Here is an 18,095-nt window from a genome sequence, read left to right as displayed (position 1 = left end):
GCGCGAAGCCGGGCGCGAAGCCGGGCGCGAAGCCGGGCGCGAAGCCGGCCCCGCCCCCCGGCAGGCCCCGCCCCGGCCGGCCCTCAGCCGTGTGCGCTCCTCCCCGGGGTGCCGGTGATCACCGGGTGGCCGGCTCCGCGGGGCAGAACGCGTCGTGGGGCGGGCGTACCCCGTTGACCAGGTAGTCGGTCACGGCGTTGTTCCCGCAGGTGTTCGCGCCGTTCAGGTAGGCGACGTGTCCGCCCTGGCCGACGGTGACCATCCGGGCCCGTCCGCCGAGGGCCCGGCGCGTCCGCAGCGCCCCGGGCAGCGGGGTCGCCGGATCGCGGAGGTTTTGCACCATGAGCACGTCGGAGGGGCCCCGGTCGGTGATCTTCACCTTCGGCTCCGCGGGGGCCGGCCAGAAGGCGCACGGCCTGATGTTGGCCGCGAAGGCGCCGTACATCGGATAGCGGACACGGTCGACCGCGACGTGGCGCCGGTAGGTCGCGAGGGACGTCGGCCAACGGGAATCACCGCAGATCAACCCGAGATAGGCGGCGGGGTAGTTGTCGGTGTACCTGCCGCCGCCCGCACCGCCTGAGCCCGGGGGCGGCTGGTCCGTGTCCAGGGCGTGCCAGGTCTCGGCGAGTTCGGCGCGCTGACTGTCCGCGCGGAGCAGGCCCGAGGTGACGACGCGGAAGGCCGTGCCGTCGTACCCCCGCACCGGCCGGCGGTCGAGGCGCGCGGCGAGCTGGAAGTACTTCGCGCGTACCGCGGCCGGTGTGCCGCCCAGGTGGTACTTCCGGGAGGCGGCCGCGGCGAACGCGGCGAAGTCGGGGAAGCGGGCCTCGAAACCGGCGGCCTGACCGCGCAGCGCGTCGATGTCGTAGCCCTCGGGCGGCAGGCTGCTGTCGAGGACGACGCGGTCGCCGCGGTGCGGGAAGAGCGTGGCGTACACCGCGCCGAGATAGGTGCCGTAGGACTCGCCGTAGTACGAGATCTTCGGTACGCCCAGTGCCGCCCGGATGCGGTCCATGTCCCGTGCGGTGTTCGCGGTGGTGAGGTGCGGCAGCAGGTACGCGGTCCTCGACGTGGCGCATGCGGCGGCGAGCCGCTTCGCGACCGTGCCCTGCCTCGCTACGTCGCCCGCGTCGGCCGGGGTGGGCGGGTTGCTTGCCACTCCCCCCTGAGTCGGGGTGAAGTTGCAGGTCACAGGCGTGCTGTGGCCGACGCCGCGAGGGTCGAAGCCGATCACGTCGTAGCGGTCGCGCACCTTCTCGGGCAGCTTCAGCAGTGCGGGAGCGGGGAGCCCGGGAAGGCCGGGCCCTCCCGGGTTGAGCAGCAGCACGCCACGTTTCGCGGCCGGTTCCGTACTCGCCAGACGGGACACCGCGATCTCGATCGTCCGCCCGCCGGGGTGCCGGTAGTCGAGCGGAACCGTGAGCTTCGCGCACGACAGCGCCGCCTCCGTCCCGCTGGGGCACGCGCCCCACCGCAGCGGCGACCGGGGCGGCGTATCCGCCGGCGACCGGGACGGCACACCCGCCGTAGCCGTCCCGGGTATGCCCGCGGTCACCGTCACCGCCGCCGCGCCCACGGTGAGAGCGAGCGCCGCGAGCCAGGTCCTGCGCATGGTTGTCCTCCTCATACCGGGAGAGCGGGGGATGCCGGAGCGCGCCGCGCAGGCGCCGGACGGCCGCCGGGCCGGTCCGCCGGACGGCCGCCGCCCGGCGGGGACGCCGCCGGCACCCGGCCGCCCGCGCCGAACTCGTTCTCCCCACAGGGCGGATGAACCCTCTTCAGGTGTGTCATGACCTCATCGCACCACCGGCGCGCAGGCCGGACCCATGCCATCTGTCATGGGCGCGCGCGGTGCGGACGGACCATGCTCACCGGCATGCTCCCGCCACCGCTCCCCGGCGCCGCCGCCCGTACCCCCGGCGGGCGTCCGGGCCCTACCATCGCCGACGTGGGTACACGCGATCCGGACGAGTTCTCCGCCGGCCAGTGGCCGGACTGGAGCTTCTGGAAGGACCAGCCGGACGGCCCCAGGGCCCGCCGCCGCGTCCGTACGACCGTCACCGCGGCCATGGCGTCGGCCTCCCTGGCCCTGATCGCGCGGGCCGGGGACATCGCGTACGGCACCCGGCCCCCTTGGCTCGTCCCGCTCACGCTCGGCCTCGTCGCCTGCTACGGCGCCGGTTGCGTCCTGGCGTCCTGGTTCGGGCCGGCGGCGCCGCGCCGGGGCCGTGCCGTCCTCGTCGCCGCGCTGTTCCTGCTCGGGGCGGCACCGGCGGTGCTCCTCGCGTCGCCGTCCCGGCTGACCGATCTGACCTACGCCCTCTCCATCGGCCTGATGCTGCTGCCGCTGCGGCGCGCACTGCTGCTCGGCCTCGTCACGGTGGCGGGGCAGCTCGTCTGGATGCGTCTGGCCCGGGGCGAGGTGGCGTGGGCGCAGGTCGGCATCCTCGTCGGCGTGACCGCGGCGCTCGGCACCGTCTTCGCGCTCAACTTCACGATCGGCCACCTGCGGGCCGCCCGCGCGCAGGTCAGGGCGCTGGCCGTGAACGAGGAACGGGAACGGGTCGCCCGGGACATGCACGACGTCCTCGGCCACAGCCTCTCGACGATGACCGTCAAGCTGGGGCTGGCGCGGCGCGTCCTGGAGTCCTCCGGGGACGTGGCGCGCGCCGTCGCCGAGATCACCGACCTGGAGGCCATGGCACGCACGGCGCTGACCGACGTACGGGCCACGGTCTCCGGCTACCGCACCCTCTCCCTGGCCGGCGAACTCGCCGGCGCCCGCATGGCGCTGCGCGCCGCCGGCGTCCGGGCCGAACTGCCCGCCACGACCGATGCCGTCCGCACCGAACTGCGCGAGGTGTTCGGCTACGTCGTACGGGAGGCGGTCACCAATGTGCTGCGGCACTCCGACGCCGAACGGTGCACCGTCCGCACCGGGCCCGACTGGGTCGAGGTCACCGACAACGGCAGCGCCACCGGCGGGACGCGCGCCGGGAACGGTCTCACCGGTCTCACCGAACGGCTGGCCGCCGTGTCGGGCACCCTCGAACACGGGCCCGCCCCGGGCGGCGGGTTCCGGGTCGTCGCCCGCGCACCCGCCCCGGCGCACCACCTCACACCCCGGCAGGAGGCCGACCCGGCATGATCCGTGTGCTGCTCGCCGACGACCAAGCGCTCGTACGCGGCGCCCTCGCGGCCGTGCTCCGGCTCGAATCCGATCTCGACGTGGTCGCCGAGATCGGCACCGGCACCGAGGTGCTGCCCGCCGCGCGGCGTACCGCGCCCGACATCGCGCTGCTCGACGTGCAGATGCCCGGCCGGGACGGGCTGACCGTCGCCGCCGATCTCCGGCGGGCGTTGCCGGACTGCCGCGCCCTCATCTGTACGACCTTCAGCCGTCCCGGCTATCTCGCGCGGGCGATGTCCGCGGGCGCGGCCGGTTACGTGGTGAAGGATTCGCCGCCCGAGCAGTTGGTCGACGCGATCCGCCGGGTCCACGCGGGCCTGCGGTTCGTGGACCCGGGCATCGCCGCGGAGGCGCTGGCCGGCGGCGCGAGCCCGCTGACCGGGCGCGAGGCGGAGGTGCTGCGTGTCGCCGCCGAGGGCGGCACCGTGGCCGACATCGCCGGGGCACTGTGTCTGTCGCCGGGCACCGTGCGCAACCACCTGTCGTCGGCGATCGGCAAGACACAGGCCCGCACCCGTGCCGAAGCGGTCCGGCTCGCGGAGTCCAACGGCTGGCTCTGACCGGCCGGACCGAACGACCGGGCCGGTCCGCTCCGCACGGCGGCGCCACGGACGGGCGTCCCGCGGTCCCGGCGGTCCCGGCGGTCCCGGCGGGTCCGGGGGTTCGGTCCGGGGCCGTTACAGCAGGGCAGCCGTCCCCTGTCCTGTCGGACCGGGCCCACCGTCCTCGTCCGTCATCCGGTCAGAGGGACGGTCCGGCGGAAACGCCCGGGGCGGCCTCGCGCTCGGGTGCGGCGGAGGGTGTGTCCGCCGGGTGGCGCTGCCAGTCGAAGGAGACGTCCTTGGTGTCGAGGTGCATGCCCAGCGGTACGCGCCAGGCGGCCACGCAGATCCGGTACGAGGCGGTGCGGCGCGCGCCGGGCGGTAGCGGCAGCGGCAGTTTCCGGGTCGAGGTCCGGGTGTCCCAGTCGATGCCCAGGCCGCCGATGATGTGCGTCCCGAACGTGACCGCGCCGACGGTGATGGGCCTCGTACCGGTGTTGAGCAGCGGGAACGTGACCTTCTCGCACCACCGCTCCCCGCCGTCGGCACGCACCGGCTTCCCGATCACCAGCCCCGCGGGTGCCCCCTTGCCACCGGGAACGGTGGGGGAGGGGACCCCGGGCGCCGACGGCGAACCCGACGGGTCCGGGCCCCCGGGCTTCCCGGGCCGCGCCGGAGGCGAGGCGGACGAACCCGGGCCCCCGCCCCCAGGCATACCGGGCGCCCCCGGCGCGTTGGGCATACCGGGGGCGCCGGAACTATCAGGTTCCTTCCCTGAATGATCCGGAATTCCGGAACCGCCTTCTCCACCCGCCGAGTTGGCCGGATCTGGCCCCTCGCCGGAATTCCCGGTTGCGCCTCCGCCGGGGGTGCGATGGGCCGGCCCGTCGCCCCCGTCCAGCGGGGTCAGCTCGACGTCCTTCCCCGGTGGCGCGCCGGTCGCGGCGCTCTCCCCGGCGGCGCCGACAGCCGCGTACCCCGCGCCCGCTCCGCTCCCGCAGCCCGCGAGCAGCGCGCCGCCCAGGCAGCACACGGCGACCGCGGCGGCGGTACGGGAGGGGCGGGAGCGGTGGGGCGCCGAAGCGGGCGCCGGTGGGTGTGCGGCGTCGCGGGCGGGCCGCGGGGGCGTGTCACGGGCGGGTATGCGGGGTGACTGTCGCATCGGCCCAGTGTTGATGACAGCCCGTCAGATTCCTAGCCCCCGGCGAACGGTCGTCGCCGATGAGCCTCCCCGGCCGGTTCGGTGGCCCGAGCGCGGCGGCTGAGGGGTGAGTGGCGCCGGGTGAGGGGGTGATGGGGCCCGAGGTCCGTTCGCGGGCAGCGGGCACGGGAGTGCGGCGGCGCGAGAGGCGCAGCGGGCATGGCGGCGTGCGGGCGCGGGAGCCGCGCGGGCCCGAGCGTGACGCGGAAGACGCGCGAGGTGCGCCCGGGACGGTCCGGTGAACGGGTCGGGCGCCCCGGAGAAGCCGAGGAGGCCCGGGGAGGCGCGCGGGAAGGGCACGGCGCCGAGGGGAGGCCGGAGGGGCGGCGAGGGGGCCGGAGAAGCGGCGAGAGGTAGCCGGGGAGGCGGGCCGGAGAGTCGGCCGGAAAGGGAGGTGCGGCCAGCGGGTGCCGAGCCCGGTGTCGCTTGTCGCTCTGTCTCTTTTCGCTGTCCGCCGAGTGGTGCGCATCGTGCGACCGGTGGTGCGCGTGGTGCGGGTGGTGCGATGACGTGATGGTCAACGACCGCTCGGCGGACCCTTCCTCATTCGGCGATGAGCCCTTCACGCAGCTGCGCGAGGGTGCGGGTGAGGAGCCGCGAGACGTGCATCTGGGAGATGCCGACCTCTTCGCCGATCTGGGACTGCGTCATGTTGGCGAAGAAGCGCAGCATGATGATCTGGCGCTCCCGCGGCGGCAGCTTGGCCAGCAGCGGCTTGAGGGATTCGCGGTACTCCACGCCCTCCAGTGCGCTGTCCTCGTAGCCCAGGCGGTCCGCGAGAGAGCCCTCGCCGCCGTCGTCCTCCGGGGAGGGGGAGTCGAGCGAGGAGGCGGTGTAGGCGTTGCCGACGGCGAGTCCGTCGACGACGTCCTCCTCCGACACCCCGAGGGCGCGGGCGAGTTCGGGGACGGTCGGCGAGCGGTCGAGCTTCTGCGACAGCTCGTCGCTGGCCTTGGTCAGGGCGAGCCGCAGCTCCTGGAGGCGGCGCGGGACCCGCACCGACCACGAGGTGTCGCGGAAGAACCGCTTGATCTCACCGACGACCGTCGGCATTGCGAACGTCGGGAACTCCACCCCGCGTTCGCAATCGAAACGGTCGATCGCCTTGATCAGACCGATCGTTCCGACCTGGACGATGTCCTCCATCGGCTCGTTACGGCTGCGGAAGCGGGCCGCCGCGTACCGCACGAGCGGGAGGTTCAGTTCGATCAGGGTGTCGCGGACGTAGGTCCGCTCCGCGCAGTCCTTGTCGAGCGTGGCGAGCCGCAGGAACAGGGAGCGGGAGAGCGTGCGGGTGTTGATGGCGTCGTCGTCGTGCACGGGCGATGCGGGCGCGGGAATCGCGGGAAGTACCTTTGAGCTGTCCAGTTCTACGGACATGCCACCCCCTTGAGGTCGCGGGTCGGGTCGCTGCGGCGTCCCCGGACCGAGGCGGACCGGAGAGTGATACCTCCACCTGAATACCGGAGGCGGCGCCGCGGCAAACGCGGTTCCAGCAGAATGTCACATGTCGGCAACGCGCTGTAGCGTCATGTCGACATATCTGTGCAGGAACGTGTGGTCCGCATAGCCCCTGCCGGTTAGACCTCGATCCTGTTTGCGGATCGCAGCCGGGCGAAGCTCCGTGACAGTAGCCGCGAGACGTGCATCTGCGACACCCCCAGCTCCGCGCTGATCTGAGATTGCGTCAAGTTGCTGTAGTAACGCAGCAGCAGGATCCGCTGTTCGCGCTCGGGAAGCTGGACGAGCAAATGCCGGACGAGGTCGCGGTGCTCGACGCCGGCCAGCTCCGGGTCCTCGTAGCCGAGGCGGTCGAGGAGTCCGGGCAGCCCGTCGCCCTCCTGGGCCGCCTCCAGTGAGGTGGCGTGGTACGACCGTCCGGCCTCCAGACAGGCGAGGACCTCCTCCTCCCCGATCTTGAGGCGGTCGGCGATCTCGGCGGTGGTCGGCGAGCGCCCGTGGAGCACGGTCAGGTCCTCCGTCGCGCCGTTGACCTGCACCCACAGCTCGTGGAGCCGGCGCGGTACGTGGACGGTGCGGACGTTGTCGCGGAAGTACCGCTTGATCTCGCCGACGACGGTGGGCATCGCGAAGGTGGGGAACTGTACGCCGCGGTCCGGATCGAAGCGGTCGATGGCGTTGATCAGGCCGATGGTGCCGACCTGGACGACGTCTTCCATCGGCTCGTTGCGGCTGCGGAACCGTACGGCGGCGTACCGGACGAGCGGGAGGTTGGCCTCGATGAGGGCGGCGCGGACCCGGGTGTGTTCCGGGGTGCCGGCTTCGAGTCCGGCCAGCTCGGCGAAGAGCACCTGCGTGAGCGCCCGGGTGTCCGCGCTCCGGCTCTCGCGGGATGGCGCCCTGGGCGCAGTACGGGCCGTCACGGTCACGCCACCCTTCACAATGCATGTATCCGGCAAAGCGGTCATAGCATCACAAGACATGCGCAGTGTGTGCAAGTACCGCATTACTCCGTGTTGGGCGGCGAGTTGATCCGCGTAACGCGGTGCGTCGCCGCGCGTCGGGCAGGCCCGAACGGCGTACGGTCACGCGCGCCGGGCGCCCGCGTGCGCGGGGCCGCGCACGCCGGTACCCGCGCGGGCGGGAGCGGTGGCGGGCCCGGGTGGCCGGGGCGGTGCGGCGGCACGGAAAAGCCCCCCGTCCGGCGGGTGCCGGGAAGCGGGGGGCGGGTCGGCGCGCGGGGCGCTCAGAATTCGTAGTCGGCGATCACCCAGGTGGCGAACGCGCGCCACTGGCCGGCGGCCGCCTGGTGGGCCGGGTGGGCGAGGTAGCGGGCGAGGGCGTCCCGGTCGGCGACGGCGGAGTTGATCGCGAAGTCGCGGGCGATGGGGCGGTCGGTGACGTTCCAGCCGCACTCCCAGTGCGTCAGCTCCGGGATCTTGTCGCCCAGCTCCAGGAACGCGCGGGCGGCCTCCTGGACGCGCGGCTCGTCCCGGGAGACGCCGTCGTTGAGCTGGAACAGGACCAGATGGCGGATCACGGGGACCTCCGTACGGCGGGCGGTGCGTGGCCGGGCCGGCCGGGGGCGGTCAGCTGACCAACTGCGTCATGAACTCGCCGACGCCCTGGGCGGCGGACGAGATGCCTTCGAAGCCTATCTGCACCAGGTCGGCGGCCCGCCCGGGGGAGGTGATGATCGTGTACAGGACGAAGACGACCACCGCGTACAACGCGATCTTTTTCGCTTGCGCCATCGGTTCCGTCTCCCCCTCGGCAGTTCTTCCGCACGCTCCCCGGTACGACCGGGCGAGTGTAACCACTTCCCCGCCGGGGGCACGGGGCGGAGTGCGGGCCGGGCGCCGGGGCCGTACGCCGCCCGCGCGGGGTGAAGGGGACCAAAGGCCCGTCGGTGCGGGCCCTTTGCCCGGTCCGCCGGGGCGCCTCGCGCGGCAGCATGGAGAGACGCCCGGCGGCCCGGCAGGAGCCGCGGGGCCGGGCCGGGTCCCACTGCGGGGCCCACGCCGCGTCCTCCCCCGATCGCGGCGTGGACCCTCGGACCCGGAACGGGGAAGCGGCCCGACACCCCCGACGGGCCGCTTCCCCTCTCTCTTTCTCCTCTTTGCCTTCTCTCCTCCTCCGCGCCCTCCCCTTGCGGGCCCTCGCGCGGGCGGTTTCCCCGGGCCCTCGCACGGGCGGGCGGCGGGTGTCGTCCGGTGCGGGAGGTCCGGTACGGGCGGTGGGCGCCGGGCGGTACGGTGCGTGCGCGCGGGCGGTCCGAGGGGGCGTCGGCGCCGCCGATAATGGCGTACGCCGCGGAGGGTCTTCGCGGCACCGCGTCCGACGTACGCCCGAGGGGGAACACACATGGACAAGGACACACACCGCGTATCCGGTGCGGCGACGGCCGCCGCCGGGGGCAACTCCGCGCACCGGCGCGGGGGTTCGCGCCGCGCGGCGGCCCGCCGCCGGCCCGCGATGGTGCTCGCGCTGCTCTTCGGCCTGCTGGCCGCGGCCGCCGCGCCCGCCGCCGCTGCCGCGCCGCGCCCGGCCGCGGCCGTCGCCCCGCACACCGTCGCCGCGGCTCCGGCCGAGGCGAAGTCGGTTGCGCGCGGCGCCGGTTCGTCCGGTACGGCCGTCGTGGCCGCCGGCTTCGAGGGCGCGGGGCAGGGCACCGCCGTGACCGCGTCGAAGGTCAAGAAGCTCAAGAAGGTGCACCTCGCGCACGGGAAGTCCAAGAAGAAGAAAAAGGGCTTCTTCAAGAAGCTGGGCATCTTCCTGATCGTGCTCTTCGTGATCTTCCTGGTCGTCGTGGTGCTGGTGATCTGGCTGATCGTCCACTTCATCCGTAAGGCGCTCCGCCGCGGCCGGGACTGACCGCCGCCGCGCCGCAGCGCCGCGTACCGCCCGCCGACCGGAACCGCCCGGTCGGCGGGCGGTCGTGTTTCTCCGTCCGGCGGCGGGCGGCGGTGGGCCGGGCGGCAACGTGTTCGGCGAAGGAGTCACACGAGGGCTTGCATGAAAATTCGAAACACTGCATACTCTTCCTATGTCCAAGGTCCTTACCTCCCTCCCCGTCGGTGAGCGTGTCGGCATCGCCTTCTCGGGCGGCCTCGACACCTCGGTCGCGGTCGCGTGGATGCGCGACAAGGGCGCCGTCCCGTGCACCTATACCGCCGACATCGGCCAGTACGACGAGCCCGACATCGACGGCGTGCCGAGCCGCGCCAAGGCGTACGGCGCCGAGATCGCGCGTGCCGTCGACTGCAAGGCCGCCCTGGTCGAGGAGGGCCTGGCCGCGCTGACCTGCGGCGCGTTCCACATCCGCTCCGGCGGCCGCGCGTACTTCAACACCACGCCGCTCGGCCGTGCCGTCACCGGCACCCTCCTGGTCCGGGCGATGCTGGAGGACGACGTCCAGATCTGGGGCGACGGCTCCACGTACAAGGGCAACGACATCGAGCGGTTCTACCGCTACGGTCTGCTCGCCAACCCCAACCTGCGGATCTACAAGCCGTGGCTGGACGCCGACTTCGTCACGGAGCTGGGCGGCCGCAAGGAGATGTCGGAGTGGCTGGTCGCCCATGACCTGCCCTACCGCGACTCCACCGAGAAGGCGTACTCCACCGACGCCAACATCTGGGGCGCCACCCACGAGGCGAAGACCCTGGAGCACCTGAACGTCTCCCTGGAGACGGTCGAGCCGATCATGGGCGTGAAGTTCTGGGACCCGTCGGTGGAGATCGCCACCGAGGACGTCACCATCGGCTTCGAGCAGGGCCGCCCGGTGACGATCAACGGCAAGGAGTTCGCCTCCGCCGTCGACCTCGTCATGGAGGCCAACGCGATCGGCGGCCGCCACGGCATGGGCATGTCCGACCAGATCGAGAACCGCATCATCGAGGCCAAGAGCCGCGGTATCTACGAGGCGCCCGGCATGGCCCTGCTGCACGCCGCGTACGAGCGCCTGGTCAACGCGATCCACAACGAGGACACCCTCGCCCAGTACCACAACGAGGGCCGCCGCCTGGGCCGGCTGATGTACGAGGGCCGGTGGCTGGACCCGCAGGCGCTGATGGTCCGCGAGTCGCTCCAGCGCTGGGTGGGCGCCGCCGTCACCGGCGAGGTCACCCTGCGGCTGCGGCGCGGTGAGGACTACTCGATCCTCGACACGACCGGCCCGTCCTTCAGCTACCACCCGGACAAGCTGTCCATGGAGCGCACCGAGGACTCCGCGTTCGGCCCCGTCGACCGGATCGGCCAGCTGACCATGCGCAACCTCGACATCGCCGACTCGCGCGCCAAGCTGGAGCAGTACGCCGGCATCGGCCTGATCGGCACCACCAGCCCCGCCGTCGGCGCCGCCCAGGCCGCCGCGACCGGTCTGATCGGCTCCATGCCGGAGGGCGGCGCCGAGGCCATCGCCTCCCGCGGCCAGGTCTCCGCCGAGGACGAGGCACTGGACCGCGCCGCGATGGAATCCGGCACGGACTGACCGCTTCGCGCACTTTCGGGCCCCGTGGACTCCGGTCCGCGGGGCCCGTCGCGTTCCGCCCGCGGGCCCGGACGTCGTGCCCCGCGGCCGGGCCCACCGCCGTACGACCGCGGGCCCGGCGCCGCCGCCCCCCCCGCGTCGCGGCCCCGCCCGTGTCACGCCTACGGACTGACCGACCGCCAGATCCGTTCCGGTGCCTGGTCGATGGCCGTTTCCAGGTCGATGTCGCCGAGAGTGAGCCAGCGGCGGGCGAGGGCCGTCACCGGGCCCAGGATCAGCGATTCGAGGACGGGCAGCGGGAGCGCGGCCAGTTCGCCCGCGGCCTGGCGGTCCTGGAGCCAGGCGGCGAGCGGGGCCAGTCGCGCCTCCTGCGAGCCGCGGAGCTGGACGGCGCGCGCCATGCCCTCGCGGTCCACCGGGGCCGAGTGCATCAGCCGGGACGCGTCCGGGTGTGTGCGGATGAAGCGCAGATAGACCCGGACGATCGCGTGGACGCCGGAGCGGGCGTCCGCCACCTTGCCCAACTCGGCGACGAACTCCTCCAGGAGCCGCCCCAGCCAGCGCTGCGCCAGTGCGGTCAGCACGCCGGGGAGGCTGCCGAAGTGGTGGTAGATGCTGCCGGCGCTGACGCCGCTGGCCGCGGTGAGCGCGCCCACGGTGAGGCCGGCTTCGCCGTCCGCCGCGTAGATCTCCAGTGCGCGGTCGAGGATCTGCGCGGCGGTCGCCGCGCCGCGTTGCTGCTTCGGACTCATCGCCGCCGCCTCGTTCCCGGTTGGGCCCTGCGCCCCGGGGCGCCTCGCGGTCAGCATAGAAGAATATTCCGGAATTTTTTCCGGAAGTTATTCCGGAAAGTCGGCGCGTGCACCACACTGCGTGTGCGGACGCAGCGCGGCGGGGGGCCCGGCGTCCGCGCCGGGCCCCCGCCGGGCCGCGTCCGCACGTTCCCGCCGTCCGCCGGCCGGACGGCGGGAACGTACGGACCACCGACGGCGCCGCGGAAACCCGCGGCGCCGTCGAGGGCGTCCCCTCTGACACCGCTCCAACGACGACCTCTCCCCGCCACCGGACCGACGGCGGGGACGACCGGGGGATCACACGGCCATGACCGACGTCCACAACGCCGCGCACGAGGACAGCGAGGATCACGGGAACGGCGGCGCAGGCCCCGACGGCGGCATCACCCCGCTGACCGCCACCGACCCCGCCCGCATCGGCCCCTATCTGCTGCTCGGCAGGCTCGGCGCCGGCGGGATGGGCCGCGTCTACCTCGCCCGCTCCGCCGCGGGCCGCACCGTCGCGGTCAAGGTGGTGCACGAGGAACACGTCGCGGACCCGCAGTTCCGCGCCCGCTTCCGCCGCGAGATCAACGCCGCCCGCCGGGTCGGCGCGCGCTACACCGCCCCCGTGCTGGACGCCGCCCCCGACGCCCCGCAACCCTGGGTCGCCACCGGCTACGTCCCCGGGCTCTCCCTCGAACAGACCGTCCGCGGCCACGGCGCGCTCCCCGCCGCGTCCGTCCTCGCCCTCGCCGGCGGACTGCTGCGCGCCCTGGGCGACATCCACGGCGCCGGGATCGTCCACCGCGATCTCAAACCGTCCAACGTCATGCTGACCGCCGACGCCCCCAAGGTCATCGACTTCGGTATCGCCCGCGCCGTCGGCACCTCCGTCGAATCGCTGCTGACCAGCACCGGCATGGTGATCGGCTCGCCAGGCTTCATGTCCCCCGAGCAGATCCTCGGCGACGGCGCGGGCCCGGCGAGCGATGTGTTCACACTCGGCTGCGTCCTGACGTACGCGGCCACCGGCGAGCTGCCGTTCGGCCGCGGCGTGAGCAACCAGCACGCGGTGATGTACCACATCGTCGAGAAGGAGCCCGCGCTCGACGCCGTCCGCGACCCCGCGCTGCGCACCCTGATCAGCCGCTGCCTGACCAAGGACGCCGCCGAACGCCCCTCCGTCGACGCGCTGTTGGCGGAGTACGGGGACGACCCGGGCGAGGGCGCCGGGACGGCGTGGCTGCCCCCGGAGGTCCTGGGCCGTCTCGCCCGCCAGTCGGCCCGCCTCCTGGACGCGGAGGCGGCCCCGGTACGCGAGGCGGCGCCCGCCGAGGAGACGCCCGCCGGGGAGACGCCCGGCGGCGGAGCCCCTGACGCCGAGGCCCCGGGCCCCGCGGCCCCGGACCGGAAGACCGTCGGCCTCCGCCCGGCGGCGCCCGCGGCCCCGGCGACCGTACGGGAACCGGACCAGGGCGAGGCGCGACCGGCGGGGGAGCCGTCCGGGGCCGCGCCCGAGGACGCCGCGCCCGAGGACGCCGCGCCCGTCACCCGGGCGGGCAAGGGCGCCGGCCGGAGGACCGGCAAACCATCGGGGAAAAAGGCAGGCAAGGAGTCCGAGCGGCGGCGGGGCTGGCGGATCTCCGTGCCCGTGGTGCTGGTCCTGGCGGCGGGCGGCGGGACGTTCGCCGTGCTCGCGCCGTACAGCCGCTCCGTCACGCCGCCGCCCGCGGCCGGCGCACCGCACGCCACCGCCCCGGTGACCCCGGCCGCCCCGTCCGGCGACACCGCGGCCTCCCACCCGCCCAAGGACAAGGACGGCAAGGACGACGGCAAGGGTGACAACGCCTCGAAGGGTGAGGACGGCAAGGACGGCCGCGACGGCCGTGACGCCCGGAGCGGTGCGGACGCCCCGGCGGGCGGTACCGCGACGGGCGGCGGCTCCGGCTCCGGCGGCTCGTCCGCAGGCGGCGGCACCTCGGGCGGCTCCGGCTCCTCCGGCGGCTCGGACTCCGGCTCGACCGGCGGTTCGGGCGACGGCTCCGTCCCCGCGTCCTTCGCCGGCAACTGGACGTACGGCGACACGTACAACCCCGGTCAGCCCGGCACCGTCCGCGTCTCCCGCTCCGGCACCGTCAGCTACGACAACTTCCCCTACAACAGCTGCCTCTACGAGGGCCGGGTGACCTCCCGGACGAGCAGCCGTATCAATGTCAGCGCCGCCAAGCGCATCGGCCCCAACCCCGGCTACTGCTACGACACACTCGACCCCTCGTACTTCACCCTCAACGGCACCGGCCTCCAGCACAACGTCGGCGCCGCCCACGGCTCCGGCTACTACTACAAACGGGCATGAGGGCGGGGGCGGGCCCGCCCCGGCGCCGGGAGCCGGCTCACCGCGGGAGCCCGCCGGCGCCCACGGGCCCGTTCCCGGCCGCGGCGTGCATACCGCGTGCGATCCCCGCCCGCCAGATCTGGCCGGTGGTCGTCACCCGCGCGGCCAGCCGGTCGTACGCGTCGAGCGCGCCCTCCAGCCCCGGCGGCGCCCACCTCCGGCGCGGTATCACCTGCGGATAGCGGCGCCGCCACTCCGCCAGCTCCTCGATCGCCTCGGACGACGTGTACCAGCACGCCGCCCGCACCTGGTTCTCCAGGGCCACCGGCAGCCGCAGCGGCAGCTGCTCGGGAAAGCCGCCGTCCGCCGACCCGGGCCACCGCCCGAGGCCGCGCGCCTGCGGCGGACAGTCCGGCCAGGGGCGGTCCCAGCCCCGCGCCGCCATCTCGCGGCGTACGCCCAGGGCGGCCAGGGCGTCCAGCGAGTCCAGAAGACGGCCGCGCTCCCGCAATTCAGCCAGCTCCTGCCGCCATCCGGCGCGTACCGCGGCCGCCTCCCGCCGGCCGAGCCCGCCGGTGTTCCACCTCTCGTCGGCCGCCAGTTCGCGCCGTCTGTCCCGTTGACGCCGCAACAATTCGCACAACTCCGCCCGTGTGCCGTGCGCCAGGCGCACCGTCACGGGGACGCTGCCCGCACCGTTCATGACTTCATGACCTGATCACCGAAAACCTGGTTTGCAAATTAAGGCCGCCAAATACCATGTGGCGAAGTGGTGTTGTAGGAAATGCGGAACATTCCGCGTGGGTGCATTCTGAACGCGAGGTCGGAATCGACCGCCCCCTGCGATTGCCCAGCCGGGCATGGAGGTGAGGATTCAATGACGAAAACCCCCACGGTGCGGGAGCATCAGCTGGCGATTCTCTCCACCGATCAGGCGAGCCGTGAGTGGAACCGGGTGGCCGGCGGAAACCCGCAGGTGTCCGAGATGCGCGACGCGCTGCTTGGCCGGCTCGGTGTGAGCGCCGATGCCGACCTGCCCGAACCGCAGTTCTTCGGCGTCAGCGGAACATTCCACCTGGACGGGCCCGTTCCCGTACCCAAGGAAGTTGACAATCCGCCCACCCAGGAAGTGAACACCATCCAGTCCGGCCTGATCGTGCAATCCCGCGCCATCGGAGACCGGCAGGTGGCCGAATGCGTGGCCACCACCCAGGGATTGCCCGCCGGCCTCAGCCACGACTACGTGTTCACCCTCGACACGACGACCGACAACTTCCTCACCGGCGTCAAGGAGCTCACCACCGCGAGCGGCGGGCGGCTGGTGACGGTGGACGGCTGGTGGGACGCGCTGACCTCGTGCCTGACGTCATCGGACTGCGGTGGCCAGTGCGTCAGCGCCGCTCTGACCTGCCCGCCCGCCACCTGGGCCGTCTATCTCGCCTGCCTCGCGGGACGGTGCGGACTGTGCGTCGTGAAGTGCGCCGCCTGCGCCACGTGCGACTGCACCTGGTGGTGCCGGATCGCTGCCGGCTGCTGCAACAACTGAACCGGGGGAGAGAGTCACGTGCGTACCATTCACTGGCTGGAAGTTCCGGTTCAACCGCAGTTCGGGGAGAACCCCTCGCGGGAGCCGAAATACCCGGTGGGAAACGCCGTTCTCGTCCACGGAGAAGAGACCGCGTATGTAGGAATTGCGGATCAGCGCATGAGGGAGCAACTCCTCGCCCACCCTGATGTACGAGAACTGAGCCCGAGCGAAAGGGAACGCATTCAGCCCGTCCCCGGACTCCCCCTGACATGGGAAAGCCTGGAAAGTCAGATCCCGTATTCGGGGGCACCGCGGCCGCACCGGCACGCGGTCGGCCTGGGAGACGCCGTCGCGGCCCTCACCCGCCGTGCGCGCATCCCGGAATGCGGAAGTTGCGCCCGGCGGCGCAAGGGGCTGAACAGGATCACGATCTGGGGCTGGTGGCGGGACCGGTCGGCCCGGCCCCGGGCCGCCGTCGGCCAGGAAGCCGGATGACACGGTCGTGGGTGCGGGCGGGGACGGCCGCGTCTCCGCCCGCCTCGCGCGAGGTCCCGCTCCGTCCAGCCGAGCCGCCGCCCCGCCCGAGGCGCACCGCCAGATGCCCGGATCGAGTGAACTCATCTGATTTTCCTGCGGGTTGATGATTCCGGCGCGATAGACGTGACGGGAGCCCGCGCAGGAGCGGGGTGTGCGTCCGGAGGAAGAAGATGCGAGCGATCACGGTGTGTCTGGTGGCGGCAGCGGCGCTGGGGGTGGCGGGCCCCGCGGTCGCGGCCGGTCCGGAGGGCGGGGAGGTGGCGGTCTTCTCCACCGAGGTGCAGCCCCTCGACGTCTACCGCGACCCGGAGGGCTGCCACACCCTCCCCGCCGCCGCCCATGTCCTGGCGAACCTGACGGACCGGCCCGTGAAGGTGTACGGCAACCCGTTCTGCCTGGGCCCGTCGGTGGTGGTCCCCGCCGGGCACGGCACCCACGTACCGGGCGGCGCGGGGTCGTTCTCGTCCTGACCCACCCGGTGGCCCGTGCCGCGTCCGTCCCGTACGGGCGCGGCACGGGCCGCTCGCGTCGCGCCGCCGGACCGCTATCACGCATCCGTGGCGGGCGGGTACAGCCATTCGCCCTTGTGGGTGATGCGGTAGCCCATCTCCCGCGCCGGGGGAGCGGCGGACCCTATAAAGAGCCCGTTCTGTCGCTCGACTGATGGGCTCTCACCATGTTGAAGGCCGCTCTGCGCGTCCTGACCGCCACGGCGCTCGCCGCCGGCTCTCTCACCTTCACCGCCGCCGCCGACGCGACCACCGCCCCCGCGGCGGCGGTGAAGGCCCCGGCCCCCGACACCGGGCCGTGCGGCCCGGTCCACGGCTTCAACACCTCCGACTGGGCCCGCACCAGCACCGAGCCCGGCATCTTCCCGGCCGTCCGGCACGCCGAGGCCGACGAACGCTGGCAGTGGCGCGACGACCGTCAGACGCTGTGGCGCGGCGACTCCCGCGAGAACACCCAGCAGATCTTCGACGAGGGCTTCACCCCGCGCGGCGACGCCCTCACCCCGCTCGCCGAGTACATCGTCAAGGGCGGCGGCCAGAACACCGCCCACCTCAGCACCAGCTGCGAGAAGTGGGTCGCGGAGAAGTTCGCCACCTACGGCGCCGGACGCACCGGCTGGGTCTACGAGATCGAGGCCCCCGGCGGCATCGACGTCAACGCCACCGCCCACCTCAACGGCTACGAGTCGCCGTACCTCTGGAACAAGGAGATCGACTTCCCCGGCGGTATCCGCGGCGAGTACATCAAGCGCGCCTGCAAGTACCACCTGCTGCGGACCGACCCCGAGACCAAGGTCAACACCTACGAGAACCTCGGCTGCCGCACCAACGACCACTTCGTACCGGCCCTGACACCGGCGGCCTGACGCCTTCCGGGGACGCCTTCCGGAAGCGGCCCGGGTCCGCACGGCGGTCCCGGGCCGCCTTCTGTGCCCGGTCGGGGCGGAGGCGCCCGCCCGGCCCGGCGTACCGCGGCGTACCGGGGGCCGACGAGGGATCCGGACGGAAACCGGCGCCGGTGCGGCCGGGCCCCGCGCCCCCGCCGGTGACCGCGGCCCCGTGAGCCGGCCGGAGCCGCCCGGCTCAGTCCGCGGCGGCGGTCGCGGGCCGGTCGGCGGGGGTGTCGCGGATGCCCAGGCGCAGGTGCTCGACGTGGTGGAGGGCCTGGTCGAGGAGTTCGGCGACGTGGTCGTCGTAGAGCGCGTAGACGATGGAGCGGCCGTGGCGTTCGCCGGTGACCAGGCCGAGGTTGCGCAGCAGCCGGAGCTGGTGGGAGCAGGCGGAGGGCTCCATGCCGACGGCGTCGGCGAGGTCGCCGACCGCGCACGGGCCCTCCTGGAGCCGGGCCAGGATGCGCAGCCGCGAGGGCGTGGCGAGGGCCTGGAGGGTGGCGGCGACATCGGCGGTGCCGACCGCGTCGAGACGTTCGCGGGTGCTGGCGCTGGTGGTGGCGGTGCGTCCGTGGCCCATGGCGTCCATCATAACGACGACACCTGAAGACCTGTTCATATATTCCTGTAC

At 73.4% G+C, this 18,095-nt stretch carries 17 protein-coding genes; 8 read left to right on the top strand and 9 right to left on the bottom strand.

The annotated features are described in order from the left end of the window. Positions 1-118: 118 nt before the first annotated feature. The gene (locus tag ACZ4M8_RS18480) at positions 119-1,615 is read right to left on the bottom strand and encodes an alpha/beta hydrolase (RefSeq protein WP_467608528.1); all 1,497 of its coding nucleotides are present in this window, start codon (positions 1,613-1,615) and stop codon (positions 119-121) included. Positions 1,616-1,951: 336 nt separating this feature from the next. On the opposite strand from ACZ4M8_RS18480, the gene ACZ4M8_RS18475 reads away from it, so the two are divergent. Together ACZ4M8_RS18475 and ACZ4M8_RS18470 are read left to right on the top strand one after the other, a co-directional pair. Next, positions 1,952-3,151 carry a sensor histidine kinase gene (locus ACZ4M8_RS18475; RefSeq protein WP_467608526.1) on the top strand — a complete coding sequence of 400 codons (1,200 nt, stop codon included), beginning with the start codon at positions 1,952-1,954 and terminating at the stop codon, positions 3,149-3,151. Continuing rightward, positions 3,148-3,753: a response regulator transcription factor gene (locus ACZ4M8_RS18470; RefSeq protein WP_467608524.1), complete on the top strand. Its 606-nt coding sequence runs from the start codon at positions 3,148-3,150 to the stop codon at positions 3,751-3,753. Before ACZ4M8_RS18475 ends, ACZ4M8_RS18470 begins: the two co-directional genes overlap by 4 nt. Before the next feature lie 181 nt (positions 3,754-3,934). On the opposite strand, the gene ACZ4M8_RS18465 is transcribed toward ACZ4M8_RS18470, so the two are convergent. From ACZ4M8_RS18465 to ACZ4M8_RS18445, 5 genes are all read right to left on the bottom strand, one after another. Next, positions 3,935-4,288 carry a hypothetical protein gene (locus ACZ4M8_RS18465; RefSeq protein ID WP_467608521.1) on the bottom strand — a complete coding sequence of 118 codons (354 nt, stop codon included), beginning with the start codon at positions 4,286-4,288 and terminating at the stop codon, positions 3,935-3,937. Positions 4,289-5,479: 1,191 nt separating this feature from the next. Continuing rightward, positions 5,480-6,316 (bottom strand): RNA polymerase sigma factor SigF, encoded by an 837-nt coding sequence (locus tag ACZ4M8_RS18460; protein ID WP_467608520.1) that lies wholly within the window; start codon positions 6,314-6,316, stop codon positions 5,480-5,482. Between the two features lie 200 nt (positions 6,317-6,516). Further along, the gene (locus tag ACZ4M8_RS18455) at positions 6,517-7,326 is read right to left on the bottom strand and encodes an RNA polymerase sigma factor SigF (protein WP_467608519.1); all 810 of its coding nucleotides are present in this window, start codon (positions 7,324-7,326) and stop codon (positions 6,517-6,519) included. A 317-nt stretch (positions 7,327-7,643) separates the two neighbouring features. Beyond that, positions 7,644-7,937 (bottom strand): Dabb family protein, encoded by a 294-nt coding sequence (locus ACZ4M8_RS18450; RefSeq protein WP_467608516.1) that lies wholly within the window; start codon positions 7,935-7,937, stop codon positions 7,644-7,646. Between the two features lie 49 nt (positions 7,938-7,986). Continuing rightward, the gene (locus ACZ4M8_RS18445; protein ID WP_399087925.1) at positions 7,987-8,151 is read right to left on the bottom strand and encodes a hypothetical protein; all 165 of its coding nucleotides are present in this window, start codon (positions 8,149-8,151) and stop codon (positions 7,987-7,989) included. 610 nt (positions 8,152-8,761) lie between these two features. On the opposite strand from ACZ4M8_RS18445, the gene ACZ4M8_RS18440 reads away from it, so the two are divergent. Next, positions 8,762-9,271 carry a hypothetical protein gene (locus ACZ4M8_RS18440; protein ID WP_467608514.1) on the top strand — a complete coding sequence of 170 codons (510 nt, stop codon included), beginning with the start codon at positions 8,762-8,764 and terminating at the stop codon, positions 9,269-9,271. Between the two features lie 172 nt (positions 9,272-9,443). Further along, positions 9,444-10,889 carry an argininosuccinate synthase gene (gene argG, locus ACZ4M8_RS18435; RefSeq protein WP_467608513.1) on the top strand — a complete coding sequence of 482 codons (1,446 nt, stop codon included), beginning with the start codon at positions 9,444-9,446 and terminating at the stop codon, positions 10,887-10,889. A 161-nt stretch (positions 10,890-11,050) separates the two neighbouring features. Here the strand turns inward: argG and ACZ4M8_RS18430 are convergent, their stop codons facing one another. Further along, positions 11,051-11,641 carry a TetR/AcrR family transcriptional regulator gene (locus tag ACZ4M8_RS18430; RefSeq protein WP_467608511.1) on the bottom strand — a complete coding sequence of 197 codons (591 nt, stop codon included), beginning with the start codon at positions 11,639-11,641 and terminating at the stop codon, positions 11,051-11,053. 349 nt (positions 11,642-11,990) lie between these two features. Between ACZ4M8_RS18430 and ACZ4M8_RS18425 the strand changes: the two genes are divergently transcribed. Then, positions 11,991-14,021 carry a protein kinase domain-containing protein gene (locus ACZ4M8_RS18425; RefSeq protein ID WP_467608510.1) on the top strand — a complete coding sequence of 677 codons (2,031 nt, stop codon included), beginning with the start codon at positions 11,991-11,993 and terminating at the stop codon, positions 14,019-14,021. Positions 14,022-14,058: 37 nt separating this feature from the next. Here ACZ4M8_RS18425 and ACZ4M8_RS18420 read toward each other — a convergent pair whose 3' ends face one another. Next, positions 14,059-14,703 carry a hypothetical protein gene (locus ACZ4M8_RS18420; RefSeq protein WP_467608509.1) on the bottom strand — a complete coding sequence of 215 codons (645 nt, stop codon included), beginning with the start codon at positions 14,701-14,703 and terminating at the stop codon, positions 14,059-14,061. Between the two features lie 174 nt (positions 14,704-14,877). Here ACZ4M8_RS18420 and ACZ4M8_RS18415 point away from each other — a divergent pair, with 174 nt between their 5' ends. From ACZ4M8_RS18415 to ACZ4M8_RS18405, 3 genes are all read left to right on the top strand, one after another. Continuing rightward, on the top strand, positions 14,878-15,546 hold the full coding sequence (locus tag ACZ4M8_RS18415; protein ID WP_467608508.1) for a hypothetical protein: 669 nt from the start codon (positions 14,878-14,880) through the stop codon (positions 15,544-15,546). Positions 15,547-16,235: 689 nt separating this feature from the next. Beyond that, the gene (locus tag ACZ4M8_RS18410) at positions 16,236-16,535 is read left to right on the top strand and encodes a hypothetical protein (RefSeq protein ID WP_467608505.1); all 300 of its coding nucleotides are present in this window, start codon (positions 16,236-16,238) and stop codon (positions 16,533-16,535) included. Between the two features lie 206 nt (positions 16,536-16,741). Next, complete coding sequence (locus ACZ4M8_RS18405) at positions 16,742-17,440, top strand: scabin-related ADP-ribosyltransferase (protein WP_467608503.1); 699 nt, start codon at positions 16,742-16,744, stop codon at positions 17,438-17,440. A 217-nt stretch (positions 17,441-17,657) separates the two neighbouring features. Here ACZ4M8_RS18405 and ACZ4M8_RS18400 read toward each other — a convergent pair whose 3' ends face one another. Further along, the gene (locus tag ACZ4M8_RS18400) at positions 17,658-18,044 is read right to left on the bottom strand and encodes an ArsR/SmtB family transcription factor (protein WP_467608500.1); all 387 of its coding nucleotides are present in this window, start codon (positions 18,042-18,044) and stop codon (positions 17,658-17,660) included. Positions 18,045-18,095 lie beyond the last annotated feature (51 nt).

It is taken from the genome of Streptomyces sp. NPDC027185, from assembly GCF_055567035.1.
Note: the sequence above shows the minus strand (reverse complement) of the source record. Positions and strands in the feature narration are given on the sequence as shown.